Origin of the sequence: uncultured Psychroserpens sp. (assembly GCF_947492715.1) — a bacterium.
Lineage (GTDB): Bacteria > Bacteroidota > Bacteroidia > Flavobacteriales > Flavobacteriaceae > Psychroserpens.
Map to the genome: position 1 here is coordinate 148,592 of NZ_CANLNS010000002.1, position 25,433 is coordinate 174,024.

General features: G+C 33.5%; 17 protein-coding genes. 9 read left to right on the plus strand and 8 right to left on the minus strand.

The genetic code is table 11. The features are described from left to right. Positions 1–40 precede the first annotated feature (40 nt). The 4 genes from Q0787_RS07525 to Q0787_RS07540 form a co-directional block, all read right to left on the minus strand. The gene (locus tag Q0787_RS07525) at positions 41–2,638 is read right to left on the minus strand and encodes a PorP/SprF family type IX secretion system membrane protein (protein ID WP_298901710.1); all 2,598 of its coding nucleotides are present in this window, start codon (positions 2,636–2,638) and stop codon (positions 41–43) included. A gap of 1 nt (position 2,639) precedes the next feature. Further along, complete coding sequence (locus Q0787_RS07530) at positions 2,640–4,103, minus strand: gliding motility-associated C-terminal domain-containing protein (protein WP_298901711.1); 1,464 nt, start codon at positions 4,101–4,103, stop codon at positions 2,640–2,642. A gap of 78 nt (positions 4,104–4,181) precedes the next feature. Further along, positions 4,182–5,495 (minus strand): hypothetical protein, encoded by a 1,314-nt coding sequence (locus Q0787_RS07535; RefSeq protein WP_298901713.1) that lies wholly within the window; start codon positions 5,493–5,495, stop codon positions 4,182–4,184. Positions 5,496–5,764: 269 nt separating this feature from the next. Further along, on the minus strand, positions 5,765–6,217 hold the full coding sequence (locus Q0787_RS07540; protein ID WP_298901715.1) for a hypothetical protein: 453 nt from the start codon (positions 6,215–6,217) through the stop codon (positions 5,765–5,767). 460 nt (positions 6,218–6,677) lie between these two features. Between Q0787_RS07540 and Q0787_RS07545 the strand changes: the two genes are divergently transcribed. Further along, positions 6,678–7,307 (plus strand): hypothetical protein, encoded by a 630-nt coding sequence (locus Q0787_RS07545; protein ID WP_298901716.1) that lies wholly within the window; start codon positions 6,678–6,680, stop codon positions 7,305–7,307. A 174-nt stretch (positions 7,308–7,481) separates the two neighbouring features. Then, on the plus strand, positions 7,482–8,348 hold the full coding sequence (locus Q0787_RS07550) for a hypothetical protein (protein ID WP_298901717.1): 867 nt from the start codon (positions 7,482–7,484) through the stop codon (positions 8,346–8,348). A gap of 81 nt (positions 8,349–8,429) precedes the next feature. On the opposite strand, the gene Q0787_RS07555 is transcribed toward Q0787_RS07550, so the two are convergent. Both Q0787_RS07555 and Q0787_RS07560 read right to left on the minus strand, forming a co-directional pair. Then, positions 8,430–9,041, minus strand: a complete 612-nt coding sequence (locus Q0787_RS07555) for a hypothetical protein (protein ID WP_298901718.1) — start codon at positions 9,039–9,041, stop codon at positions 8,430–8,432. Between the two features lie 202 nt (positions 9,042–9,243). Further along, entirely contained in the window at positions 9,244–10,158 is a 915-nt protein-coding gene (locus tag Q0787_RS07560) for a M23 family metallopeptidase (protein ID WP_298901721.1), read from the minus strand. A gap of 273 nt (positions 10,159–10,431) precedes the next feature. Between Q0787_RS07560 and Q0787_RS07565 the strand changes: the two genes are divergently transcribed. The 3 genes from Q0787_RS07565 to Q0787_RS07575 all read left to right on the plus strand — a co-directional run bounded on the left by Q0787_RS07565 (position 10,432) and on the right by Q0787_RS07575 (position 14,894). After that, positions 10,432–12,462, plus strand: a complete 2,031-nt coding sequence (locus Q0787_RS07565; RefSeq protein ID WP_298901722.1) for a M13 family metallopeptidase — start codon at positions 10,432–10,434, stop codon at positions 12,460–12,462. Between the two features lie 249 nt (positions 12,463–12,711). Beyond that, positions 12,712–13,809, plus strand: a complete 1,098-nt coding sequence (locus tag Q0787_RS07570; RefSeq protein ID WP_298901724.1) for a type 1 glutamine amidotransferase domain-containing protein — start codon at positions 12,712–12,714, stop codon at positions 13,807–13,809. A 32-nt stretch (positions 13,810–13,841) separates the two neighbouring features. Beyond that, positions 13,842–14,894: a helix-turn-helix domain-containing protein gene (locus tag Q0787_RS07575; protein ID WP_298901726.1), complete on the plus strand. Its 1,053-nt coding sequence runs from the start codon at positions 13,842–13,844 to the stop codon at positions 14,892–14,894. Between the two features lie 31 nt (positions 14,895–14,925). Here Q0787_RS07575 and Q0787_RS07580 read toward each other — a convergent pair whose 3' ends face one another. Then, complete coding sequence (locus Q0787_RS07580; RefSeq protein ID WP_298901728.1) at positions 14,926–16,347, minus strand: cytochrome P450; 1,422 nt, start codon at positions 16,345–16,347, stop codon at positions 14,926–14,928. 263 nt (positions 16,348–16,610) lie between these two features. Here Q0787_RS07580 and Q0787_RS07585 point away from each other — a divergent pair, with 263 nt between their 5' ends. After that, complete coding sequence (locus tag Q0787_RS07585; RefSeq protein WP_298901729.1) at positions 16,611–18,953, plus strand: VCBS repeat-containing protein; 2,343 nt, start codon at positions 16,611–16,613, stop codon at positions 18,951–18,953. 150 nt (positions 18,954–19,103) lie between these two features. Further along, positions 19,104–19,448, plus strand: a complete 345-nt coding sequence (locus Q0787_RS07590) for a nuclear transport factor 2 family protein (RefSeq protein WP_298901731.1) — start codon at positions 19,104–19,106, stop codon at positions 19,446–19,448. Positions 19,449–19,455: 7 nt separating this feature from the next. Here Q0787_RS07590 and Q0787_RS07595 read toward each other — a convergent pair whose 3' ends face one another. Then, positions 19,456–21,546, minus strand: a complete 2,091-nt coding sequence (locus tag Q0787_RS07595; protein WP_298901733.1) for a DUF3857 domain-containing transglutaminase family protein — start codon at positions 21,544–21,546, stop codon at positions 19,456–19,458. Between the two features lie 297 nt (positions 21,547–21,843). On the opposite strand from Q0787_RS07595, the gene Q0787_RS07600 reads away from it, so the two are divergent. Next, positions 21,844–23,868 carry a hypothetical protein gene (locus Q0787_RS07600; RefSeq protein ID WP_298901734.1) on the plus strand — a complete coding sequence of 675 codons (2,025 nt, stop codon included), beginning with the start codon at positions 21,844–21,846 and terminating at the stop codon, positions 23,866–23,868. After that, positions 23,861–25,249 carry an MBL fold metallo-hydrolase gene (locus Q0787_RS07605; protein WP_298901737.1) on the plus strand — a complete coding sequence of 463 codons (1,389 nt, stop codon included), beginning with the start codon at positions 23,861–23,863 and terminating at the stop codon, positions 25,247–25,249. Before Q0787_RS07600 ends, Q0787_RS07605 begins: the two co-directional genes overlap by 8 nt. Positions 25,250–25,433: the final 184 nt, after the last annotated feature.

Consider the following 25,433-nt stretch of genomic DNA (forward strand, 5'->3'; position numbering starts at 1 on the left):
CTTTCAGAAATAAGGAATGGAGCCTTAGTTATATTCGTTCTTAATTTTCAATTTTTGCTATAGACATTTTGCTATTATATGGTCTGCTTCCTTTTGATTTTAATTTCTCATTTGCAGCTTCTATATTATCAAACTTATCATAGTAGATGTAATATTTACTTGTGTTCACATCATAAAAGAAATCAATATCTGTACGTCCAGAAGCAACAACTTTTCTTAAAAATTCATTTCTCTTTTCAACATCACTATGCACAGCAAGTATCAAATAATATCCTTTTTCAACATTTGTTACATTCTCTAATATTTGAATGTTATCACTCTGTTTTTCACCGAAATCAAAATCTTCTGATTTTATAGGGGTGCTGCTTAAGGCAGTTGATTGCTTGATATTTTCAAGTGTTGTTCTGTCTTGTGCATAACGTTCATCTTCGTTGTCAAAAGCGGCACGCTTTATTCGACGTCTTCTCTCAAATTCAGTAGCCACTCTAATGTCTTCTAATCTTGTTTCTAAATTGGTTCTAGCTTCTGTTGCTTTTAGTTGTTCAGATTCTAAACGTTTTAAAGCTTTTTGATAATAGAGATATACATCATCATTTATCAACGTATCTGCCTGATATTTATCTTCATAAAGCGTTTTTAACTTTTTGATGTTATCACCTCTTGTTTTAATGGCTGCATCTAAATCTGACTTGATCGCATTTAAGGCATTGTTTTCGGCAGTAATACTTTTGAAAGGTCTAGGTTTAACTGCTATACCTTGTTCGCTTAAATCATTTTCCTCTTTAAGATCTTTAAGGTCTTTATCCTTAATCGCTACGATATCATCAAACTTTTTAAGTAATTCGTTTTGAGTCACTTTAGCATCTTCTGCTTGTTGAGTAAGCGCATACATTGATTTTCCAATCTCATCTTGTGGATTTGAAATACGTTCTTCCTTTGCCTTTTGCTCTGCTAACAATCTAGCTTGAGTATCGGCTTCTTCTTTAGCTTTTTGTTCTGCTAATAATCTAGCCTGAGCATCAGCTTCTTCTTTAGCTTTTTGTTCTGCTAACAATCTAGCTTGAGCATCAGCTTCTTCTTTAGCCTTTTGTTCTGCTAACAATCTAGCTTTAGCATCAGCTTCTTCTTTAGCTTTTTGTTCAGCTAACAATCTAGCTTGAGTATCGGCTTCTTCTTTAGCCTTTTGTTCTGCTAACAATCTAGCTTTAGCATCGGCTTCTTCTTTAGCCTTTTGTTCTACTAACAATCTAGCTTTAGCATCGGCTTCTTCTTTAGCCTTTTGTTCTGCTAACAATCTAGCTTTAGCATCAGCTTCATCTTTAGCCTTTTGTTCTGCTAACAATCTAGCTTTAGCATCAGCTTCTTCTTTAGCTTTTTGTTCTGCTAACAATCTAGCTTTAGCATCGGCTTCTTCTTTGGCTTTTTGTTCTGCTAATAATTTAGCTTGAGTATCAGCTTCTTCTTTGGCTTTTTGTTCTGCTAATAATTTAGCTTGAGCATCAGCTTCTTCTTTGGCTTTTTGTTCTGCTAATAATTTAGCTTGAGTATCAGCTTCTTCTTTAGCCTTCTGTTCTGCCAATAGTTTGTCTTGAGCTGCAGCTTTTCGTTCAGCAGAGGCTTTACGATTTGCTTCTGCTTGTGCTTTAGATATGTTTGACTTGACAGGCTTTCTTTTATTTCCAGAGATTAATCCACTTATTTCATCACCACTACTATAATCATAGTTTTGTTTGCTCTTAAACCTATAAGCAAGTGTAAATTCGTGCGATGGACCGAAATCGGTTAAATCGCCAAGTGCTTTTTCATAATTATATTCAATGGCAATTTGTGGAGTAATGTTAACGCCTAAACCTGCAGATGCTCCATATACATTGTTATAACCAACTTGTGCCCAAATTCCTTTTGGAACTGTAAGCATAGCAATTGCAGAAATTACTGTTTCATCTTTTTTAAATTCAGATTTGATAAGACCTGAAAACTTACTTTCATCAAAGAAGCCTCTGCTGTTCATATATCCAGTGTACATTAAATGTGCTTGAATACTTTGTTCTGGATTATCTTCAATGAGTGCTGAAGATGTAGAGTTATAAGTTACCAAGTTGTTTATTGATAGACCAAAATCTAAAAACACTAGACCATAATTAATCCCTGGACTTACAGTTAACAGGAAGTTTTCAGGAACATTTTGTAGTGATGGATCATCAAAATTTGTTATAACATTTCCAGTATTGACACCACTTTTATAAGCCCCAATATTTAACCCAAAGGTTAAGTTGCTGTCACGTGCCAATTGAGCATTATATGCGAAATTTGCAACACCACCAAATGTTGTTAAAACACCATAGTTTTGTTGAAACACTCCTAATCCTGCTCCAATATTTTCTCCAAATCGCCCAGAATAACTGGCTAAGTAGGTGAGTGGAGCATCTTCAAATTGGATCCATTCTCTTTTATTGAAAATACTAATATATTTGGTTTGCTCTCTAACAAAGCTAAACGTAGGGTTAATTGTATAACGATTAAATGTTAGTGAATTTCTTACAGGAAGGCTCAATGATACTACCCCATCATCTTCTTGAGAATAGAACATCTGTATAGAACAGAAACATAATATTAAAACCAACATATATGTTTTCATATTATTTCACAATTGTTATTGAACCTTTTTTAGTTTCGTTATTTTCAGTTGTTATTACGTAATAGAATACTTTATTGATACTTGTAAGGCCTAAGTCATTCTCGGGCCAATTATTTAAATAATTATTTGTTTTTAAGACCACTTTTCCTCGATTGGTCATAATCAATACCTCGGTGTTAGTGCCACTTACATATCTGGTAGGAATAACCCAAGTATCATTAATATTATCGCCATTCGGACTTATAACATTTGGTATATTTCCGACTTCAGGAAAAGGATCCAAGGCTTCATTAAGTTCGAATAAAAACGCTCTTGACCCAATACATCCAACAGTTTCGTTGACCACGATTTTATAGCTTCCAAATTCACCAGCATCATAATTGTCATCTATAGCACCTGTAATTAAAACGTCATTTAAGTACCATTTGAATTCGGGATTTATAGCAGATGTAGTTACGACTACAGATAAGGTCTCACCATCTTCAATAGTATTTGTTTCTGAAACATTAATTGAACCATCAAATAGTTCGCTTTCAAGCTCAATGGTTCCAGAAGCAGAACAATCTCCTAAATCTACTTGAACAGCATAAGTACCAGATTCATCTACCTGATACATTTGATTGGTAGCTTCAGGAATAATATTACCATCCTTAAACCATTGATAGCTATTGCCTCCAATAGTACTTAATGTTGTAGCACCTTGACCTGGACAAAATGGATTGCCTAAACTTGAAGCTATTCCTGCATTGGCTTCACCATTAGTTACTTCACTAATTGTAACACGATTAGAAAATGAATCGGATGTGCATGTTCCGTAGTTTGTTTCCACAAAGTAAGTTCCTTCTTCACTTACAGATAGAGTAGGACCTTCAGACACAAAAACTGAAGTCGTTGGCCCCGTTTCTTTAAACCAATTATATGTAAGTGAGGGGTAGTTAAGTGGTGAATCATTGGTGCCATTACCAGGATTATCAATAGTTAATAGATAACTTCCACCAGAACAATATGCTCCAGTTGACACCAAATTATTAATGGTAAAAGGCGAATCTTGTAGTTTATAATAAGCGGCAAAAGTGCTAGAACCAGAGCTCGTAGCAACTGGAGCACTACTTTTTATTCTAATCTTATAGTTTTCCCCAGCAGCAGTAGTTGGTATTGAAAAATTAACAGTAGCCGGAGATGTTGTTATAGAGCCTGCTGTAGATGTATAAACGACAGTAGGGTCTGAAAAATCACCATCAGCATCCGACATTTCAACTGTAAACTGGTTTGATGGGTTCAATCCATTTTCTGGAGAGAATACAAAAGTTGCGCTAAACGTATTAAAAGAATCGCTAGCACAAGCTTGACTAAACCCAAGATTGGGTGAACCAATAACAATCTGAGCATTTACTTTTTCTTGTGAAACAAGAACAAATAAACAAAATCCTAAAAGGAATTTATATAGGGAATTTAGGTAGTACATTTAGTTTGGGGCGTATTTTTTTTCTATAAGCTTGGTTGTTTTAATTCGTATTGAGATTAATAGCTAATTTTAAATATTTTAATCGTCATCATCTTCAATATCATTAGAAGCAATAATTCTATTGATTCTTAATCTGAAATCTGGACGCTTTAAATTTTCTACATCAATAAAGGTTTCAGAATCTGGCCCTTTAGAATACACATTATTAAATGCTCTGTTTCCATACCAGTTTTCTAAATCTTCATTGTTAGCGACATTTTCAACAAAAATGTTTCCCTTGCAATTATTGAAATAGGTTCGAGTAAATTTTATTTTTTCGAGATTCTCACTGTTGATTTTTATTTTGCTATCGAAAATCACAGCAGGATTAAATCCAGAAATAACACTTTTATCAATACTGAATGAGGCATCTTCTCCAATAAATATAGCTTCATTAACGAGACCAACTTTGATGTCATTTTTAAGATCAGAGCTTAGATTTATTAAGGTTAAATTTTCGGCGTCAACAAACGTTTGTCTTTTAGAAAAATCGGCTTCTTCTTTTAGATCATGTGCCAAGACGTACATGCATCTTGATGTTTCGGCACCAGATACGTATGGAGACCTTATGGCAAGTGAATTATTTAATTGGCATTGCGCTCCGTAATTAAATTCATAGTCATTTATGCTAGATTTATACGATACCATTTTATCTAAAATGACATCACCACCTAATATATTAAATGAATTGCCTTCGCAATAACTTACCATGATATTCTCTATAATGGTTTGTTGACCAACACCAGCTAATGTAAGTCCATTAAAATACCCATAATCTCTAGTTCTTTTTCCAGCATATTCGATACGTACATAACGCAATACGCCTGAATAACTAGCAGGATTATTCCCTCCATAGCTTATTGTTTTTGCAGCACTTGGAACTAAGCCATAGTTTAATGAAGATTCATTACCATACTTATTGGTAGGTGCATCTCCTAAAATAAAGACGCCTCCCCAATCTCCAGGTTTCTTCACGCTTCTATTAGATGTGAAAATAATAGGATCGGTGTGAGAACCATCAGCAATAATTTTCGAACCGTTGCTAATAGTAAGAGAGCCTTTGGTTTTAAAATCACCAAGAATAACAGTTCCAGGTTCTATAGAAAGTGTAGTACTGTCTGTTACAAATACATCGCCAAGCAAAAGATAGATATCTCGCTTAAGCAGTTTTGTGTCTTTGGTAATATTACCACTTAGTATTTTGGTTGGTTTACCATATTCAACCTTGTTTGGTTTGAATTCTGTCCAAGGATTTAGCCAGTTGTTATAGCCAATAATTCCTTTCTCTTGCTGGGCAAATGTATTGCCATACACTACTAAAAATAAAAGTGCAATTTGAGTAATTTTTTTCATAGTGGTTAAATTCGTATTTGTTTAGATTAGTGGGCGCTAAAATATATATACCAAACATATGAACAATACTTATGAAATGCAAAAAATATCGACGAAATACATGTATTTTGACATGCCGTATTCTTTTTCCTACAAAAACAGAGGTTATTTTAATGAATTAAACTTAAACGACTAACTGACAACAAATCAATCACTTAAGTATTTTGGATAAGACACAAAAAAACCTCAACTAAAAAGTTGAGGTTAAATTGAATTTATAAGTAATAAAACTAATCTGTTTTGTAATCGTTATAAGTGTGCAAAGATTTTAAGGTTTCTTCATAAAACATAATCGCAGCTATTAAATCGCGTGTATCAGAATAAGGCAATATTTTCTTTTGAAACTCGACAGTACTATCAAAGTATTCTACAGATGCCTCTCTGTTATCTTCCAGTGCTTTTTTATTGTCTTTAGTTTCCGGGATACCCAGAGATTCCATGGTTACACCGGGCTTAGTAGCAAAAGCAATATTTGGTAAGATATTTACAATAACTTCTATACGCTCTATATAGAGATTAAGTAATGCGCCTTTAGACATTTTACCTAATTCTTCATGACTATGATATTTGGATATACTTGTTTTTCCACTGATCATATTAATTGGAGCATTCTTTTTTTGAGCAAAACCGAAGCTAACCATCAGAAAAAAAACAACGATAAATAAAGTAGGCTTTGTTTTCATTTTTTGGGTTTTTAGTTAACGTTAGATAAGCAAATCTATACAAATAATTAAAAAAAACAACTAAATTTCCCTTTTTTTTGCAAAGTATTTTTCCTTACGAAATGCATATTTCTTGGATAAAGTGCTTAATTACTAGATAAAATGCAGATTTATACGACGAAATACTTGATGCTTTTTTGGTCTTTTTTTAGCTTTGAAAAGTGAAATTATTTTGAGTTTTTTCAGCTTAACTAATCAAATAAATTAAATATCCAGTAACTTAATTTTTAGTTTAATATCTCATAATCGAATCCTTAAATTCTTAATACGTACTAAACTTTGAGGTAGACATTTATGATCCTTTCATCGATAGAATTTACCGTTTTCAACATTTTATCGTAAAATTTGAACATTCATGTGATTTTTAGTGGTTTACGATATAAATCCACCAATTTTGGATATATCTAAAATGCTTAACCTCATGAAAAATATTAACGCCCTACTTTATTTCATTTGTTTGGTTTGCATGAATCATGTGTCGATTGCACAAGAATCTGTAAATACTCTTGATGACGGTTCTACAAATTTTTTAGAACGTCACCCAATCTATGACTATTCTGAAGTACAATTAAATCATACCGATACAATTCCTGGTTTTGATTCCAAGCAAGAAAAGCTTAAGATTTCAGGAACCATTTTTAAAAGTGATGGTATCACGCCAGCTGTCGACGTTATATTATTTATTGAACAAGCTGACGAAAACGGCGATTTCGATTTAAGAGAACAAGATGGCAAACGTTATGTGTATAATAGAGGTTGGGTAAAAACAGATGCTAACGGACATTATACATTTTACACTTATATTCCTGGAAATGACAGACGCTATAGTCAATTGCAACAGTTGTACCCTTCTATAAAAGAAGCCTCTAAGCCTGAATACGATATTGCAAGTTTCCTTTTTGATGAAGATCCTCTATTATCAAAGCTATGTAGAAAAAGATTAGCAAAAAAAGGTGATCCTTCTCGAGTTCTTAAACCTAAAAAAGTGGATGGACTACTTGTTGTTCAAAAAGACATTATTCTTGGCTCAGATGTAAATACCACGAAATAACAGTTCGATTTCATCTATGTTTATTTTTTTAAATCGGGTATAATTACTTATAAATTGATAACATGAATTTGTTAGATTGTCTATCCATCTTTAATAGAGATCTAATACATCATGAGCTCTTTATATTCATTAAAAAATTATTGCTATTCTAGCATATTAGTATTTGGCATTAGCATGATTTCATCTCGAACGCATGCGCAATCTTCAAGACATGATTGGTGGTCTCAATTAGCAGTCAATGTCGAATATGGCTTGTCATATCCTACAATAGAAGGTGGCCAGAGTTTTACAATTTTAAGTTTTCCTTCAAACCCTCAAGACGAAGTCTTTTCTCTTCAAAGTAGGTCATTTGCTGATTATATTTCTAATTTGGGGTACTTGGGGTTGGAGCTGCAATATCCATTAAATCCGAAACTGTCATTGGGAATAGGTTTGCAATATCGAGATAGTTATAACTACAGTTCTGTCATGTCCTTTGCAGAAGAAAAGCATGTGTTATCAAATAATCTATTGATTGCCACAACAGGATTATTTAGTCATTATTCAAAGATTAGTACGACGTCCTTATTTGCGCTTTCAAAATTTGAGCTATTTCAATTTGATATGAATTATCGTTCGCAAGTCTCATTCCAAATATCTGCTGGAGCTGGATTGTCTTTTATGACCTTAAGATCTCAACTCAATAATGTATTTCTTACGATGCAAGTCACTAATAGTAACAACAACAACAACAACAATAGTCAAAATAATATTCTTGGCCCAGGAAATATTGCTCCAGAAACTAACAGAAACCTTCCTTTTGCGTGGCATATAGGAGCTGGGTTTCTGTTTAAATTTGAAAACTTTACAAATATAGAGATTGGTTATAAAATCATACATATTGGACATTTCATTATCATGGAAAGGTCACCAAATATGAAAGATTTATTTATTCTAAGAAGCACCAATACTAATGCTCAAGATCAAAACCTCATTCTGTCGACTACAAATCAAAAACGACGTATGTTTTCTAATGACTTTTATATTAAGTTTTATTTCTAACAAAAAAATGAAGTACTAATAAACTTAGCACTTCATTTATAAATAGTTAGATATTAAAATTAGGGAGAATTTAAGCTACTATTAGTACAATTTTCCTACAGAAGGCAATGACGATCCATTGTCTCCATCTAAATGTACGTTAGGAGCTAAGAAACGCAATTGGGTATGGTTTTCACCTTTTTGAATTGTAGCGTCCATAACAATTCCGAATAGATTTCCTGATACTGAATAATCATACCTAGTATTGTTAATGGTACCTTTATAATTAAAGGTGTTTATTTCGTTTGCCATTTTTAACATAGCATCAATAATTTTTGTTTGTTGCTCTGTTGTTAAACCATACTCTGTCATCGTATGTGTTGTTTGTTTTGTAGATGTTCTACTTCCTCCAGCGGAGAAAAACAAGAAAAACCCTCGTCCACCACTAGAACTTTTTTGTGTAAGCTGATCATACTTCTTTTTGTTTGAAGCACTTAACATTCCTTGAATTAGTTTATCTAATGCATCAACATTTGCAGGTGTTACACACTGCATTTTTAGTTTAAAAGATACTGCAATGTCTCCGTGTGCTGGCACTGTGTAAGTCACACCAGAGCATTGTCCTTGTCCGTAAGCATTTACGGATACACCATCTGTAGCAGATCCAGTGTTATTGTCTGATGGATTTGCGAATACTGTACTTAAATTTCCCATAATAAAATGATTTTAAAGATTAATAATACGTTTACTAGCATTTTGTTTAAGCTAATAACACTGTAAAATTATAGTATTGATACAAGGTAGAATTACGTATTAATACTTGTATTTTAAATCCATACAAGGAAGTATATACTACGTAAATGTACTTGAAAATAAAATCGCGAGTATTTGGTTAAAACTCGAGGAAAGTGGGTTGTTATTTTTCTATGACCAATTTTTGACCAACTCGAATAACAGCGTTTCTCTTGATTGCATTGGTCTTACACAGTGAAGCTATGGTCACATTATTTCGTCTAGAAATTCTCGACAAAGTGTCTCCTGGCTTAACTGTATAAATAGATTGTTGCTTAATTAAACTTGCTACAGCATCTTCTTCAGATAATAAAGGAATAATTTTGCTTTGGCGCTTTGAATTGTGAGCAATTGGTCGTGTCCATTTTCGGGTAATCCAAAGTTCTTTAGAACGTATGGTATTATCTTCATTAAACTCAAAAAGGTATTCTGGATTTATAGAAACTCCTTTATAATTCACAACTAAATGCAGGTGACTCCCTCTAGCATTACCAGAAACACCTCCTTTACCTATATATGCGCCGCGTTTTATGGTGTCATTCTCTTTAACTCCATAAGCCGATAAATGTGCATATACCGTTTCTAATCCGTTATAATGTCTAATCACCACTGTTCTTCCATGACCTCTAGTATATCTAGACATTCTTACAACACCATCAAACATGGCATATAAGCTATCGCCAGTTATCAAATCAATATCAATCCCTTTGTGAGCCCTTCCACGTCTCCAACCATAACGAGATGTAATAACCTTATTTTTACCAATAGGAGAAGCATAGGTAGAATCTTCGAACTTTAATTGCAAAGGAAAAACGACATCAACCTCTTTATAAGGGTTGTAGACTGTATGATCCCAATATTCAGCTTTGATATCAATAGGAGTGAAGCTGTCTTTAACCTTAACAGTTTCCTTTTCTATAGAATCTATCGATGTCTTAAAATTAAATTCTGAAAGATCAACTAATTTAAACTCAGGTTCTTTTTGGGCAAAAACGTTAGCGGTCAATGCAATGAAGACACAAGTAATAAATAATTTCATGGTGTGATTAAAAAATTGCTAATTTTTGATGGCCGAAATTAAAAAATAAAAACGTTGGAAAGTGTTAATTTGTTGTTAGAGTTATTAGTTTTTTTCTAACACTAGCGCCTTGTCTTTGATAGTAATTAGTACAAATGTCATTTAATCAAGTAGATATCCTATAAAATTTAACGTTTCAATAGGTAATTCTAATGTGACACTATTAACAAAATACTAAACTTTATACATCGCTCAAAGAAATGTATATCTTTGAGAAACTAAACACATTCATTTATGAAAACTCTAAGATATTTTTCTTTAATTCTTGTTTTATGTTTTTCATGTAAACAGGACAAAACAACGGAAAATGACGATACTTCTATAGTATTAAAACCAGTTGTTTTTGATGGTATTGATAGCTCCATTAAACCAGGAGATGATTTTTTTAATCACGTAAATAAAAACTGGTTTGATAAGGCCGTTATTGCTGATGACCAAGTTGGAGTTGGTTCTTATCGTTTTTTAAATATTCCTCAGCAAGAATTATTAAAGAATATTCTTGAAGAAGTGTCACAAAAAGAACATCCTAAAGGGAGCATTGAACAAAAAGTTGGTGACTTTTTTGCATCAGGAATGGACACGATAAGTATTAATAATCGAGGCATGAAACCGATACAGCCTATATTAGATCGCATCGATGCAATTACTAATATTTCTGAATTGACTAAGTTTGTAGCCACTCAAATAAAATCTGGAGACTACTCGATATTGGCACCATTTATTTCTCCAGATCAAGAGAATAGTGCATTAAACATAATGCATGTTGCTCAAACAGGCTTAGGTTTACCAGATAGAGACTACTATTTTTCAGATAATCCTTCAGTAATGAACATTCAAAGTGCTTATAAAACGTTTTTAAGTGCACTTTTTGAATTGGTTGGTGACGCAAAAGCAAAGGCTCATGCCGACATCGTATATCATATAGAAAAAGAATTGGCTCAAGCTCATAAAACTAGAATAGAGCGCAGAGATGTTAAAGCCAATTATAACAAGATGTCAATTTCCGAATTAAACGAAAGACATACAAACATTGATTGGCCAACCATATTTGATAATTTAGGTGCTGATGTGGACTATGTAGATGTTTCACAACCCGCTTATTACGATACATTAAATAAGATGTTGTCTTCCGTTCCATTGCGTGATTGGAAACTGTACCTTAAAGCAAATTCTATTGGATCATATGCCAGTATTTTGAGTAAAGCGTTTCAAGATGCGTCTTTTGAGTATTCTAAAGTATTGTCTGGGCAATCTGAACAACAACCTCGTGATAAACAAATGGTTCGTCGTGTTGATGGACAAATTGGTTTTGCATTAGGACAATTATATGTGAAGCGCTATTTTAATGAGGATGCGAAAAAGCGTGCATTAGAATTGGTTAATAATTTTCAAAGGGCTCTAGAAACTCGAATTGACAACTTAGATTGGATGAGTGATAGTACCAAAATTAAGGCAAAAGACAAACTTTATGCTATTAATAAAAAGATTGGATATCCAGATGTATGGAGAACGTATGATGTTTCAATAGATCGAAATCAGTTTTTTGAAAATGTTGTAGCCTTGCGTCAGGATGCTTACCAATACCAGTTAGATCAACTTAATAAAGCGCCAAACAGGGATGCCTGGGGAACAACGCCTTCTACAGTGACGGCTTATTACAACCCATCCCTTAATGAAATCGTATTTCCAGCAGGAATTTTACAAGCTCCATATTTTGATTTATATGCCGATGATGCCGTAAACTATGGAGGCATAGGCATGGTTATTGGTCATGAATTTACACATGCATTTGACGATCAAGGTGCACAATACGATAAAAATGGAAATGTCTCTAATTGGTGGACCGAAGAAGATTACACCAAATTTAAAGCGAAAACACAACAAATTATTGATCAATATAGTGCATTTACAGTCTTGGATAGTGTGCATTTAAAAGGCGCCTTAACTGTTGGCGAAAATACTGCCGACAACGGAGGTATAGCTATTGCGTTTGATGCCTTTAAAATGACAGAGCAAGGACAAGACACCACAAAAATTGGCGGTTATACACCAAACCAACGTTTCTTTTTGTCTATAGCCAACATTTGGCGTGTAAAAATGCGCGATGAGTATTTACGTAATTATGTTGCTACAGATCCACATTCGCCTCCAATTTGGCGTGTAAATGGTCCGTTAATGAACTTTACACCATTTTATGAAGCGTTTGATCTTCAACCAGGAGAGGCAAATTTTAAAACCGAAGATGAGCGTATCAAAATTTGGTAACGTCACTAAAAGATATTAAGCTGAAATCATCTAGATTTTCAGATTGATTTTATAAAAGGCCGCAATTTTATGTTGTGGCTTTTTGATTTATAATATTCAAGTCTAATATTCTGATTTTAAGTCATAAAACACCTCTTACTTTGTTTTTTACTTTATGTCAATATATTTTTTACTCTAACGGAATTATCATTTCGTCAGTGTTTTTAAACGGGTTTATTGTTATTGCAGCATAATTATAAACTAAATGACATGAAAAAAAAATTTAAAATATTGAAATGGATACTAGGTGTTTTTTTGAGTTTAATAATACTTCTAGTATCTCTATTTTTTTGGATAAGAAGTTTAATTCCACCACGTGATGTAGACGTCGTCTCTAGCGAGGCAAAAAACATTGCATATATTACAGAGGATGTCCCTGAGTACAGAGGAAAAATATTGGCTGTTGTCACCAGCACTGATAAGATGGGAACAAGCGATGAAAGTACAGGGTATGAGCTTACTGAATTGGCACGTGCATATTATGTGTTTAAAGCCAACGGTTTTGAAGTAGATATAGCGAGCCCATTAGGAGGGAAGCCACCTGTTGTTATTGATGATGAAGATATGGGCAAATATGACTATGCTTTCTTAAATGATTCTATTGCCCAGTACAAAGCAAATAATACTCAAAAAATTAGTAACGTTATAGCTAAAGATTATGAAGCCATATATTTTGTTGGCGGAAAAGGTGCAATGTTTGATTTTCCAAATAATAAAGCCATTCAATCTCTTGTGCGTAATTATTATCAGAACGACAAAGTTATTGGAGCGGTATGTCATGGTCCAGCTGCTTTGGTAAATGTCACTTTAGATAACGGAAAACCTTTAGTAGAGAACAAAACGGTAAGTAGTTTTACCAATGAAGAAGAATTGCTCCTTATTTCTGATGCGAAATCTATATTCCCTTTTTTACTACAAGACAAATTAGTCGAAGAAGGTGCTCGTTTTAATGCAGGCACAATGTATTTAGAAAAAATGAGCCATGATAAAAACCTTATTACTGGTCAAAATCCTTGGTCTGTATGGGTTTTAGCCGAAACGATGATTTCTGAATTAGGTTATGTGCCTAAATATAGACCTGTTACCGACGAAGAGCATGCTATTCATGTATTGCAAGCGTATGAAAATAATGGCAGCGAAGGGGCTAAAACGCTTCTCAATCAACTTATTAGAGATGAAGATCAACCAGTAAGTAGATTACTTATTGCCAAACATGGGATTCTTGCAGCAATGAAAGGTAGATTAGGACGCTTTTTTAGTCTATTAAACTTAACATCATATGCTAAAGATTTAGAGGAGCAAGAATAAATAATATCCTTAAATTTGAATAAAATAACCAATTGAATTTTTCAGATATACTTCTTATAATAATAAGTAGCGCAGGACTTCTACACGGAGTTCTGTTTGCTATTTATTTATGTTTTGTAAAAAAGAAAAGAACGATTACCAATATACTGCTTGGTCTCATTTTATTTTTTATGGCCTTTAGGATAGGAAAGTCTGTTATGCTAAATTTTGGTAATGATCTAGAACCTATATTTATTTTCGCTGGGTTAGCATTTTTACTATTAATTGGCCCACTTTTGAAATGGTATGTTTTAGGAATGACGGCTGCCAATTTTAAGTTGTCAAAATACTTTGTATTAGAGTTTACACCATTTCTATTGGTTTTTGCGTTGAGCTTCTTTGTTAGTAAAAGTTGGTTTGAAAGTCAGAGTAAACAAGTAATTATTGTATTTGCAACAGTGCTTATCTTTATATATCTGCATTTGGCCACTCATATTCTTATGTCTTGGTTGATATGGAAACGTGCAAAACGAGATCATTCTCAAACCTTGCTAACAAAGTCTCAAAAGGCTGTATTTAGCTGGTTGAAACTACTTATAGGTGGGTTTGTAGTCATTTGGTTATCCTATTGTTTAAACATTATAGAAGATGCGGTTCCATATATCGTTGGACCAATAATGTATTCGATTGTTGTTTATTTTTTAAGTTATAAGGCGTTTCAATTAAAAATCATTGATGTGGATGGTTCAATCTTCAAGCAGAATGACGATGCCTTAGTATTTAACCAGATTTCAGAGCTATTTAAGGAAGAAAAACTGTATTTAGATGCTCAATTATCCCTGGCTAGTTTAGGAAAACAGATAGGGAAGGGCACACAAAAAACATCGGAAATTATTAATCAATATGCCAAGCAGAACTTTAATGATTTTGTGAACAATCATCGAATTCAAGATGCCAAAAAGTTGTTATTGAGTGAATCAACTAAAAACCATACGATAGCCTCTATAGCTTTTGATGTTGGTTTTAGCAGTTTGTCATCATTTAATAGTGCGTTTAAGAAATTTGAAAAAACAACCCCTTCGGCATTTAGAAAAAAAGAGATGTAAGAGCATAAAAAAAACTGGGAGTCACGAGTATTTACTTTGAAACTTTACTGAACCTTATTTTCAAGTTTTCTGGCAAAACGGTAAATGCAAAATTTTCATGAACCTCGGTTTTAGATACAGCTAGTTCCATATCAAAATGTTTACATATACCTGAAATCACTGTAGTCATTTCGGCTAGTGACAAATTCATTCCAGGACATAATCTTGGTCCTCCTCCAAAAGCACGTACTAATTTTGGTGAATGATTTTGATAAACAGGACATTCATTTTTTAACCAACGTTTTGGATCATATAATTCTGGCTTTGAGAAATGCTCATCTTGAATTTGACCAAAACCGTTTTGCACAATGATTAAAGTATCTTTTGGTACTTTTAAATCCTGTATTATAGTGGCTTCATTTGCCTGAAAAAACAACATGGGAGTCGTTGGCTTTAATCGTATAGCCTCCTGAATTGCACCACTGGTGTATTTTAATTGTGACAATTGATTAAACGCTTCTGGAACTTGATTGTTTTGATAAACATCAATAGCCTCTGTTCGTATTTTGCTAACGATGTCTGGATATTGTGCAAGATAGTATAATGTCCATGATAAGGTGTTAGACGTAGTATCTTCACCCGCCAATAGCATAGCAAAAACGTTTCCGTATAGCGTTTTATCATCAAATACCGTTTCTTCTTTACTGCTTTCAATTAACAAAGCCTCTAAAAAATTGGAGGGTTTTTCTTGTAAAACAGGATTGTTTTTGACCTTAATTTTTGCCTCCTCAATACATTTCTGTATAATCACTTCAATACTTTTTAAGGAGTCTTTTAGCTGCCTATCTCGTTTATTCGGAAACCATCGCCATAAAGGTAATGGAGCAGTAATTCTTTCATTAATAAGCGGAAATATTAACTCTAGATGTTCTTGAAAACTATCGCTTTTCTTGTTTACAGTATCTAATTGGTATCCAAATGCAATTTCTGTGGTAACATCAATTGTAAACGAAATAAAATCATCTATAATATCTACGGAATCATTGCTATCTGAATAGGTTTCGATTTTATTAATAAGCTGCGTAGCCCTTTTATTAATAACAGGATAAAAGCCCTTTACTTTTTTAACATTTAAGGCTTCGGCAACAATTTTACGCTGTCTTTTCCAATTCTCTCCCTCAGCATTAAATACGCTTTGAACTCCCATTTCTAAAAGGACCTCATTAATTTTGGAAAGCCTTCTAAAACCTTCAGGTCTTTGCGTTAGTATCGTTCTATTGAACTCAGAATCTGTTGATACTAATGCCTTAATGTGACCAAGACGAATGGTATAAAGTGCGCCATAAAGTTTACTCCAATCTTCTAGTTTACGATGCTTGTCTTTTTTTTTAAATGCTTTTAAGTTTCCAAGTAGAAGATGACCTTTAGGAGTCTTTAAATCATTTAGCGTTCTAATTTTGTTGGTTGAGTTCATAAGCAAGATATGAGATTACAAAGTAACAGTTTTAGATGATAAAAAGTGTCTGTAAAATGATATTTCAGAATTAACATATATTATTTACAACTCATGATCTCTGATATATTTCAAAACTCTGCCAAAGTTACTTCTAATACTAGTTCTAAAAAAACAGTGAAAACCCCTTAAAAAATGAGGATAAAGGCCTATAGATTAAAATACAGGTTGTTGTAACTTAATTTCCAATAATAAAAATGATAACCATTCTAAAACTATTTAAAATGATAGATATATATTCAAGCCTGAGATGTTTATGCATGACTAGTGCATTACTTTTAGCATTTACAACAAATTCCTACACTCAAACCTTATTTGAACAATTAAGTATTACCAACTATGGTAGCCCAAACTTTCCAAAGGTTTTGGGTTCAAATGGTTGGACAATAAAAAGCCAAGATAAAATAGTCGAAATTGGTAAATTTAATGCAGATGGAAGAAGTGACATGTTAATCCAAGGGGCTTCGGGTCTTGGTATTATTAATTTAAACAGTGCTAATGAACTCACAACACTAACTTTCGCTGAGAATGGATCTAAGTTGGACAATTCGGGGTGGACAATTAGTAGAAATGATAATATCAAAGGTGTTGGGTATTTTCACCCTAACTACAAACATGATATCTTAATTCAAAACGTAAATAGTTTGGGTGTTATTAGCTTGGATGGCTTAAATAATTTTGAAACAACAAGTATGGTTTCAAATGGAGAGAGGTTTAGTGGGTGGAAATATAATAGGTATGATAAAATATTAGGAGTAGGCGACTTTAACAATGATAATAGAAGTGACTTTATTATTAAGAGCTCAACCCATTTGGGTATCATTAGTATTGATAACTCTGGAAATTTTGAAGCAATTACAAGTGGTGCTAATAATCATAACCTAGGAGACTCAGGTTGGCGACTTAATGCAGGAGATGTGGTCTTGGGAATAGGAGATTTTAACAATGACAATCGTAGTGATTTTATCATTAAAAGTAATTCTCATCTAGGTATTATGAGTCTCAATAATAGCGGAAATTATACTAACCTTGCCATTGGCGTTAATGGTTATAACTTAGGAAATTCTGGTTGGCGTCTTAATGCTACAGATGAAATTTTAGGAGTAGGCGATTTCAATAATGATAATAAAACTGATTTTATCATTAAAAGTTCCACTCATTTGGGTATTATGAGTCTCAGTGCTGAAGGAAACTATACAAATCTTGCCATTGCAGCTAATAATAGTACTTTAGGTGATTCTGGTTGGCGTCTTAATACCGCTGATGAAATTTTAGGAGTAGGCGACTTTAATGGTGACGGTCAAACCGATTTTGTAATTAAGAGTAGTACTCATCTTGGAATTATAGGGTTAAATGATTTGGGCACTTATACAGCACTAATTATTAAAGCTGGTAATTATCCATCAACGACTTCACCTCTAAATTTATGGAGCGCTGAACAATTTCAAGGAGTGGGAGATTTTAATGATGATGATACAAGTGATTTTATAATCAAAGATCAGTCAAATTTTGGAATACTTACCTTAAAAAATGACATCAATAGATACTTAAACGTTGATGATTGCTTAGAGTGCACTGAAAATCAAAATAACGAATTGTCTTTAGTTTTAGAGGATATGCTAGGCATTAGAGGAGGTGATCCAAGCGGGGATTTCATTGGTTCGGCCGCGGCAAGAAAACCTCCGCGTGGTAAAAATTGGTACCCTCTGGATGGAAATCGTAAAGTTCTATGTGGATCGTATAACCGATTTGCTATAAATGCTGCTAGGCCAATTAGAGCAAACTCTGAAAATGATTGGAATATATTTATAATTCCTCATGATAATTACAATTACCTTATTGAAGATGCTAGACCATATCAATATTATAATTATTCATGGCATAATTGGCAAGAATGTGATGGCGTACCTTGCATGGAAGCTGAAATTACACCACCAAAAGAGCTCAATGACTATGAAGATTTCTCTATCGAAAATGTTACTTCTTCACTTTTAAGCAATCAAGATATTTGTGTCTATGGACCTTGGGTAAGAGAAGAAGTACATGGTAATAGACCAGAAATACATCCTTCAGAGTTATTGTGGTGGGAAAACGATGAAGGAATAAAACATATGCTAATTGTACAGGATGGTTCTGATCGATATGATGAAAAAAAGAATTTCTATGGAGAACCTGATAGAGGCTGGAGAGCTTGGGCAGGAGCCCCTATGATCAAGCAATTTAAAATTGCTTTTTCGGTAGAAGTTAACGCTGAAACAGAGCAATATACCTTGGATATTGGTAGATCTTTACGTGTAAATACTAGCAGTAATGCTAGTGTGTCTGAGGACATTTTTTCAGGAAGACGATATGGACTTGAAAAAAATGGAGAAATTCCGATTCTCGTCATTGAAACGTCAAGGACAGACCGATACTTGGGTGTTCAATTTGATTCAGTGTGTTACAATAGCGTAACAAATAGATTAACAGGTTACATTTTGATTAAAGCTCAAATAGGAGAGAGAGATAAGTTAGGTGCCTTTTTAGAAATAATATTAAAAAAAGAGAATGTGGTAATTAGACGGTAGTCGCATCCTTTTTTCTAGAATTTTAAAGTACAAGGTAAAATTACCTCTTATTGGGTATGTTTTCGTTTTAAATAAAGGCCTACTATTATTGGAGTAGGACAAAGATGCATTTAGACACCTGCCTAATAAACCAAATAAAACGAACAGATTATGAGAACTGTAAAAGACGTATGGGAACACCATAAAGTTGCATTTGCAAATGCCAATTTAGAAGAAGTGATGTTAGATTATGCCGAGGATTGTATTTATGTCACAACAAATAAATCACTTGTTGGTAAAGACAAAATACGAGCCTTGTATAAAAACCATTTCGATACCTTAGAAGAAGGTTCATCTTCATCTATTATTAGTGAAACTATAGAAGGCGAGATTGTATTTTTCGAATGGACAGCAGATTCTCCTTCTATAAGTATTTCAGATGGCGTTGATACGTTTGTTATTAGAAATGGCTATATCGTAGCACAAACAATGAGAGCGACTGTTGTGCCTAAATAAGTAATAATTAATCTCTATTTTTATTACTTCTAACAACGTAAATAATCAGACCAATTACAACAATTGAGACGATACCAGCGATCCAAAAAAACAACGTAGCTAAATTTGAAGTTATTTTTTCGGTATCAAAAGATTTTTCAAAGCTTCGACTTTTTGATTCACTTTTAGGTATGTAAACGTAATAGGCTATTATTTGCTTTACCTCTTTAATTTTTGTGTAATAGTCCTCAAAATCTTCAGGCTTAACAAAACCTGCTTTATTTCGGTATTCATAATTAAGATACATGATATCGCGAGCCCTATTCATTTTGGTTTTCAGAGAAAAATCGAAACTCTTAGAATTCACTTTTACATTATCATTAGCAATGCTCCATCGCTGTGGTAATTTAACAGTAATCTGATGTTTTTTATGCGATGGATAATAAAGTGCAAATGGCGTTTTTCGTTCCTTTTCGTCTGGTGAATAAAAAATATCCAAAATACTATATGGTGAAAATTCTACATTGATATTTTTATCATTGCCAACCATTGGAATCCATATATCATTGATCTTATACGATTCTTCAACGAGTATTTTATTAGACAAACTATCGTCATCAATAACTGGATCTTTTAACACTTCAACACCATCATAAAGGTTATCATAATAATTTTTAAATTCCTTGCTTATGGATGAGAGGCTACTCGATTTAAAACGCGTTCTAACGGCATCTGCTTCGGCATCGCGATAGACTGTCATAACATTTAGTGTTGCAGGTCCACCAACAGTTGGCAAATCGAAGGTGTCAAATACTTCTACTAAATCTTCGTTTTTAGATTTGATTTTCTCCAAAGCGTTAACCCCTTTTTTTATGACTAAAGCCTTACCATAATTTGGAAATGAAATTTTCTTATAACTGCCAAATTGGTTGCTAATGGTTGGATCATAAAATAAGTTAGTATTTGTGCTATCTACTACTTTAACAACCACATGGTCAAATGCTTTTGGTGACGGCAAAAACTGATGCAGTGATTCTCCGAAGGCCGAATTAATAAGTACAGGATAAGCCTCAATACCCATTTGACGCAGCATGGTAATCATAAGCCAGCTTTTGTCTTTGCAGTCACCAAAGCGTTGCTCTAATACTTTATTTGGCGAAAATGGTTTGTAAGCACCAATACCAGACTCTAAACCAAGATATCTAATTTCGTTTTGTACAAACTTAAGTGTAGCCGAAATACGCTCGCCTTCATATTCTGTGCTATTTTTTATGTGTTCAATTTTTGACTTCAATGCTTCCGACAGTTTTGTATCATCTTGATATATATGTAATGCCCAATTCACTACGGCATCCCAAGATTTAAAATCGGTTACAAAGAGATCTTGATAAGGCAAATACCAACTAGGCGTGTTCTCTTCAAATTGAGGCGTTTTGGTTAAGGTTGTCGTCCAGTTGTATGTTTTATAACCATTATAACTAGCTATTTTAGGCTTTATATCACAATTTAGAGTTTTATAATACAGTGTCTTATTAGCAATTAAGTAGTAGTTGATTTTACCAACAGGCTGAAAATCGTTTAAGGTTGTGCCACCAGAAAAATGATTACCATGAATAGGGTTAAAGCCTTTAATAGTATAGCTTAGGTCTAAAATATCACCATTCCTAATATCGGCTAGGTTAGCTATAGCATTAAGACTACCATCATAGATATAACTTTCAGCATTAGATTCTTGTCTAATAGACTGAAAATCATCAACGTTGAGTTTGTTTATGGTTTTTCCGTTTCTTAAAACGGTAATGCTATGAAGAAAAAGTTGTTGATAGGTTGGATCATAATTAATTGATATGGACGAACCATCCTGCACACCAACATAGTCTGTTATTTTACGTACAATTCTAATGTAGCGTTCTTTTTTAGGAATATGAATTTGCTCATCACTAAGCAAAGTAAGTAATCCATACGATATTTCATTTAAATCAATATTAGGTGATTTTTCATAAGACTGCTGTATGACCCATTGTGGCGTTTCTGTGGTTTTAATTTGAGCATAGAAATGGCCGAAACTAAAAAGGCAGATGATTATAAAAATAGAGTAGCGGTTGGTTTTAAAAGTCATGTGAGTTGATTAGAAAACAAATTAACTAAAAATATCGTTAACATCTCATCATCTTATAAAATTATCAAAAAAGGTCCAATCATGTGCTAAGACCAGGTTTACAAGGGATTATATATGTCTTATGATGCATAGATTGGTTTAAAATAATTTCACTATATTTATAATAATCATTTAATAATCAATGATTAACTCTCCCTTTTAAGTTGTTACATAGCATGTTTATGAATTATCCAGTATTGGATACAGTCTAGTGTTTTTTAATCATAAAATCATTAGCTATAAAAGATTCTAGTAGTTATGCCAGCCAATAGATATTTAAAGGGATACACCTTAGATCCCAGTTTTTCTAACGTATTAAAAACCTATAACGTCAATGAAACCGTTTACAAAATTCCTTGGGAAAATGTTGATCCTGGACCAAAAGGAGAGTATTTGGAAGTATTGGATTTTGATGCACCAAATGAATGTTGGTACCAGCCAATAGACTTAGACAATGCCGAGGTCATTTCGCAGCAAGGCTTAAAACCAAGTGAGGGTAATCCTCAATTTCATCAACAGTTTGTCTACACTATAGGAATGAAAATTATCCGTTTATTTGAAGATGCTTTAGGCCGCAAGATTATTTGGAGACCTAATCATTACAATGATGTAGACGAGGAAGATGGTATCGAACCTTTACGCATTTATCCCCATGCATTACTAGAAGCCAATGCTTATTATAATTCAGAAAAAAATGCGATTCTCTTTGGATATTTTAAAGCAGAAGAACTATTTCAAGGTATTAACATACCAGGAAGCACAGTATTTACATGCTTATCTCCAGACATCATAGCTCATGAAATGACTCATGCTATTCTCGATAGTATACATCCACATTTTATTGAGAACACCAATCCTGACGTGGCCGCCTTTCATGAAGCTTTTGCAGACATTATTGCGCTTTTAGAAATGGTAGGTAATAAAGATTTAGTGACTCACCAGCTCCTTTCTGCAAACGGACAAATAGACTCCGAAAGTATTTTTGGTAATCTAGCAACTCAGGTTGGTCAAGCCTCCAAATTAGGTCACCATGCTTTGAGAAATATGATAGGTTATTATGATAAAAAGGGCAAGTGGCGTAGAATTAAAGCAGATAGATTTGCTCAACAAAAAACACAAGGATATCATGATAAGGGTGGCGTCTTTGTAGCCTGTGTATTTGATGCATTTATAAGACTCTATAATCATTCAATACAAGATTTACTGAGGATCGCAAAATATGATGAAAACTCTAAAGAAGCCATTAGTATAGACTTGGTAAACCGTTTAACAAAAGAAGCGATTGAGATTAGTCAGACACTATTAAAAATTTGCATTCAGGCTCTAGATTTTGTACCACCTTGCGACATCACTTTTGGCGATTACATTCGCGCCATGATTACCGCCGATATGGAAATGACTCCAGAAGACAATGGTGGTTATCGTGTAGCACTAATAGAGTCCTTTCGAGATTGGGGTTTTATGGTTGATCGCGTTAATACCATGTCTGCCGAATCCTTAAAATGGAGTTCACCAAAAGAACTTTTTGAAAATGATTTTGACGTTGAGGCCTTAGCTGTTATTGTATCTAATTTAAAACCTATTATTAGAGAGCTCTTAGGTAAAAAAAATAGAAGTCAGATCTATAATCTCAGTAGAAAAATTAACACTATTATACATGGTTTAATTATAGATGAGTTGGAACCAACCAAAGTTTATGATAAGGAAGAAGAAATGAGTATCATTAACTTTAAATCGTACCAATCTAACTATGAATCTCAAATTAATCAAAGTACATCTCAGATTACCTACGACAAAAAAAAGAAGGTATCGATGTCGCTTAATGATGTTAAAAAGAACAATGGTTGGCGAAACTTCTTAGAGAATTTAGGGTTAATGCCAAATATGGGATTAATGCATGAGTATGAAGGTAAAAAAATTCCGTTTAATCAAGACTTTAAACTACAAGTCTTAAACCTTAGACCTGTATATCGATCGAGTAGGGATGGTCGTCGTATAGACCAAGTTGTTGTATCACTTTTGCAAACGTTGAGGGTGGAGAAGAAAGGGCACGATTTAAACGGGCTTAAGTTTAGAGGTGGCTGTACTTTGGTATTTGATCTTTCAGAAACATCGACATTAACTTATGCCATTGTAAAAAAGCTAACTAGCGAACAACGACTTAAAAACCAACTTAAACATCAGCTTGGATACGACAATTTCTATGAATTGAACTCTTCCTTTATGGACGAGGACAAATCTTTCTTACCATTACAAATCAAGAATTTACATAGCCATGAGTAATATCACCACAAACATTCGAATGTATAAATTAGAAGAACTAGGAGATTGCTTTCTAGTAACTTTTTCAGACGATAGTAAAGATTATAATGTTATGATTGATTGTGGTTCGTATTGGAATAGAAACGACTCTCCTAAAAAATTTAAACGTATCGTTAAGAACATACAGGAAACTATTGGTAATAATGCGTCTTTAGATTTGGTAGTTGCCACGCATCAACACAACGATCATATGTCTGGATTTATGCATGCCAAAAACGCTTTCACAAGTTTAGGGATGGAACAGGTCGTTTTATCTTGGCTTGATGATGAAACAGATCCAGAGGCTATAGCGATAGCTGAAGAACATGGTAAAGTAATGAATAAGTTACGCCATATTAAAGGGATTATAGATAAGAAAAAAGGTGGATTTGCTGAAACGGTAAAAAGTTCCTTAAGTCAATTAGTTGATGAAAGAACTTTTAAAACAGATAATTCACTTACAGGACAAGCTACACAATTTCTAAAAAGCGTTGGAAAACAACCCATAAAATATTTATCGCCAGGAGATATATTGGATTTACCTGGTTACGACAAAGATAAAGTTCGAATTCATGTTTTAGGGCCTCCTAAAGACTCTAAATCTTTAAAATCTAAAAACCCTAGAAAGAAAGAATCATTCCATACACGATTACATGATTTATCAATAGCCATAGATGATATAAAGGAGGTACTAGATACCGGACATGCCGATAAGCACTTTCCTTTCAACAAAAAATACCGCCAGTATCCGCATAAAAAGGATAAAAACGATAAAGTATTTTCTCATCAATCAACCAAAACCATATTCAAGGAATATATTGATAAAAAGTATGACTGGAAAAGGATAGATCATGATTGGTTAAGCTCTGTTAATAGGTTTGCATTACATCTAAATGGCTACACGAATAATACAAGCCTAGTTCTTGCATTTGAGTTGGTTCAATCTGGTAAGATATTACTATTCGTTGGTGATGCTCAAGCTGGAAATTGGCGCTCATGGGAGACCGTTCCTTGGAAAGATGACAATAAAAAAATGAATCTTGAGGAGATGATGGGTAAAACCGTTTTCTATAAAGTGGGGCATCATGGTAGTCATAATGCCACTATAAAGCCAACATTAGATCTTATGACTCATAAAGATTTAGTGGCATTCATTCCTGTCGATAAAAGAGATCCTAATATCTCTAGTCGTAAGATACCTTGGAAAATGCCAGCCAAAAACTTGTATAAAGAACTCAAAAAGAAAACTAAAGGGCGCATTGCTCGTATGGATGAAGGGAAGATTAAATATAGCTCTAATAATTGGCCGAGAGGAAGTGTTAAAGAGCATGAGTTGTATGTTGAATATAAGATTAAGGAATAATATAAATGTGTCAAGTTTATTGACTATAAATTAATTAAGTATAACAAAAGCAATCATTACAAATGGCATTAACAGACATTCAAGTAGGTATCTGGAATATAGAACATATCTGGGACGACAGTTTTCTGAAAACGAAAGAAATTCTAACAAATTGATGATAGGAGCAAAGATGTAATGTTTACAG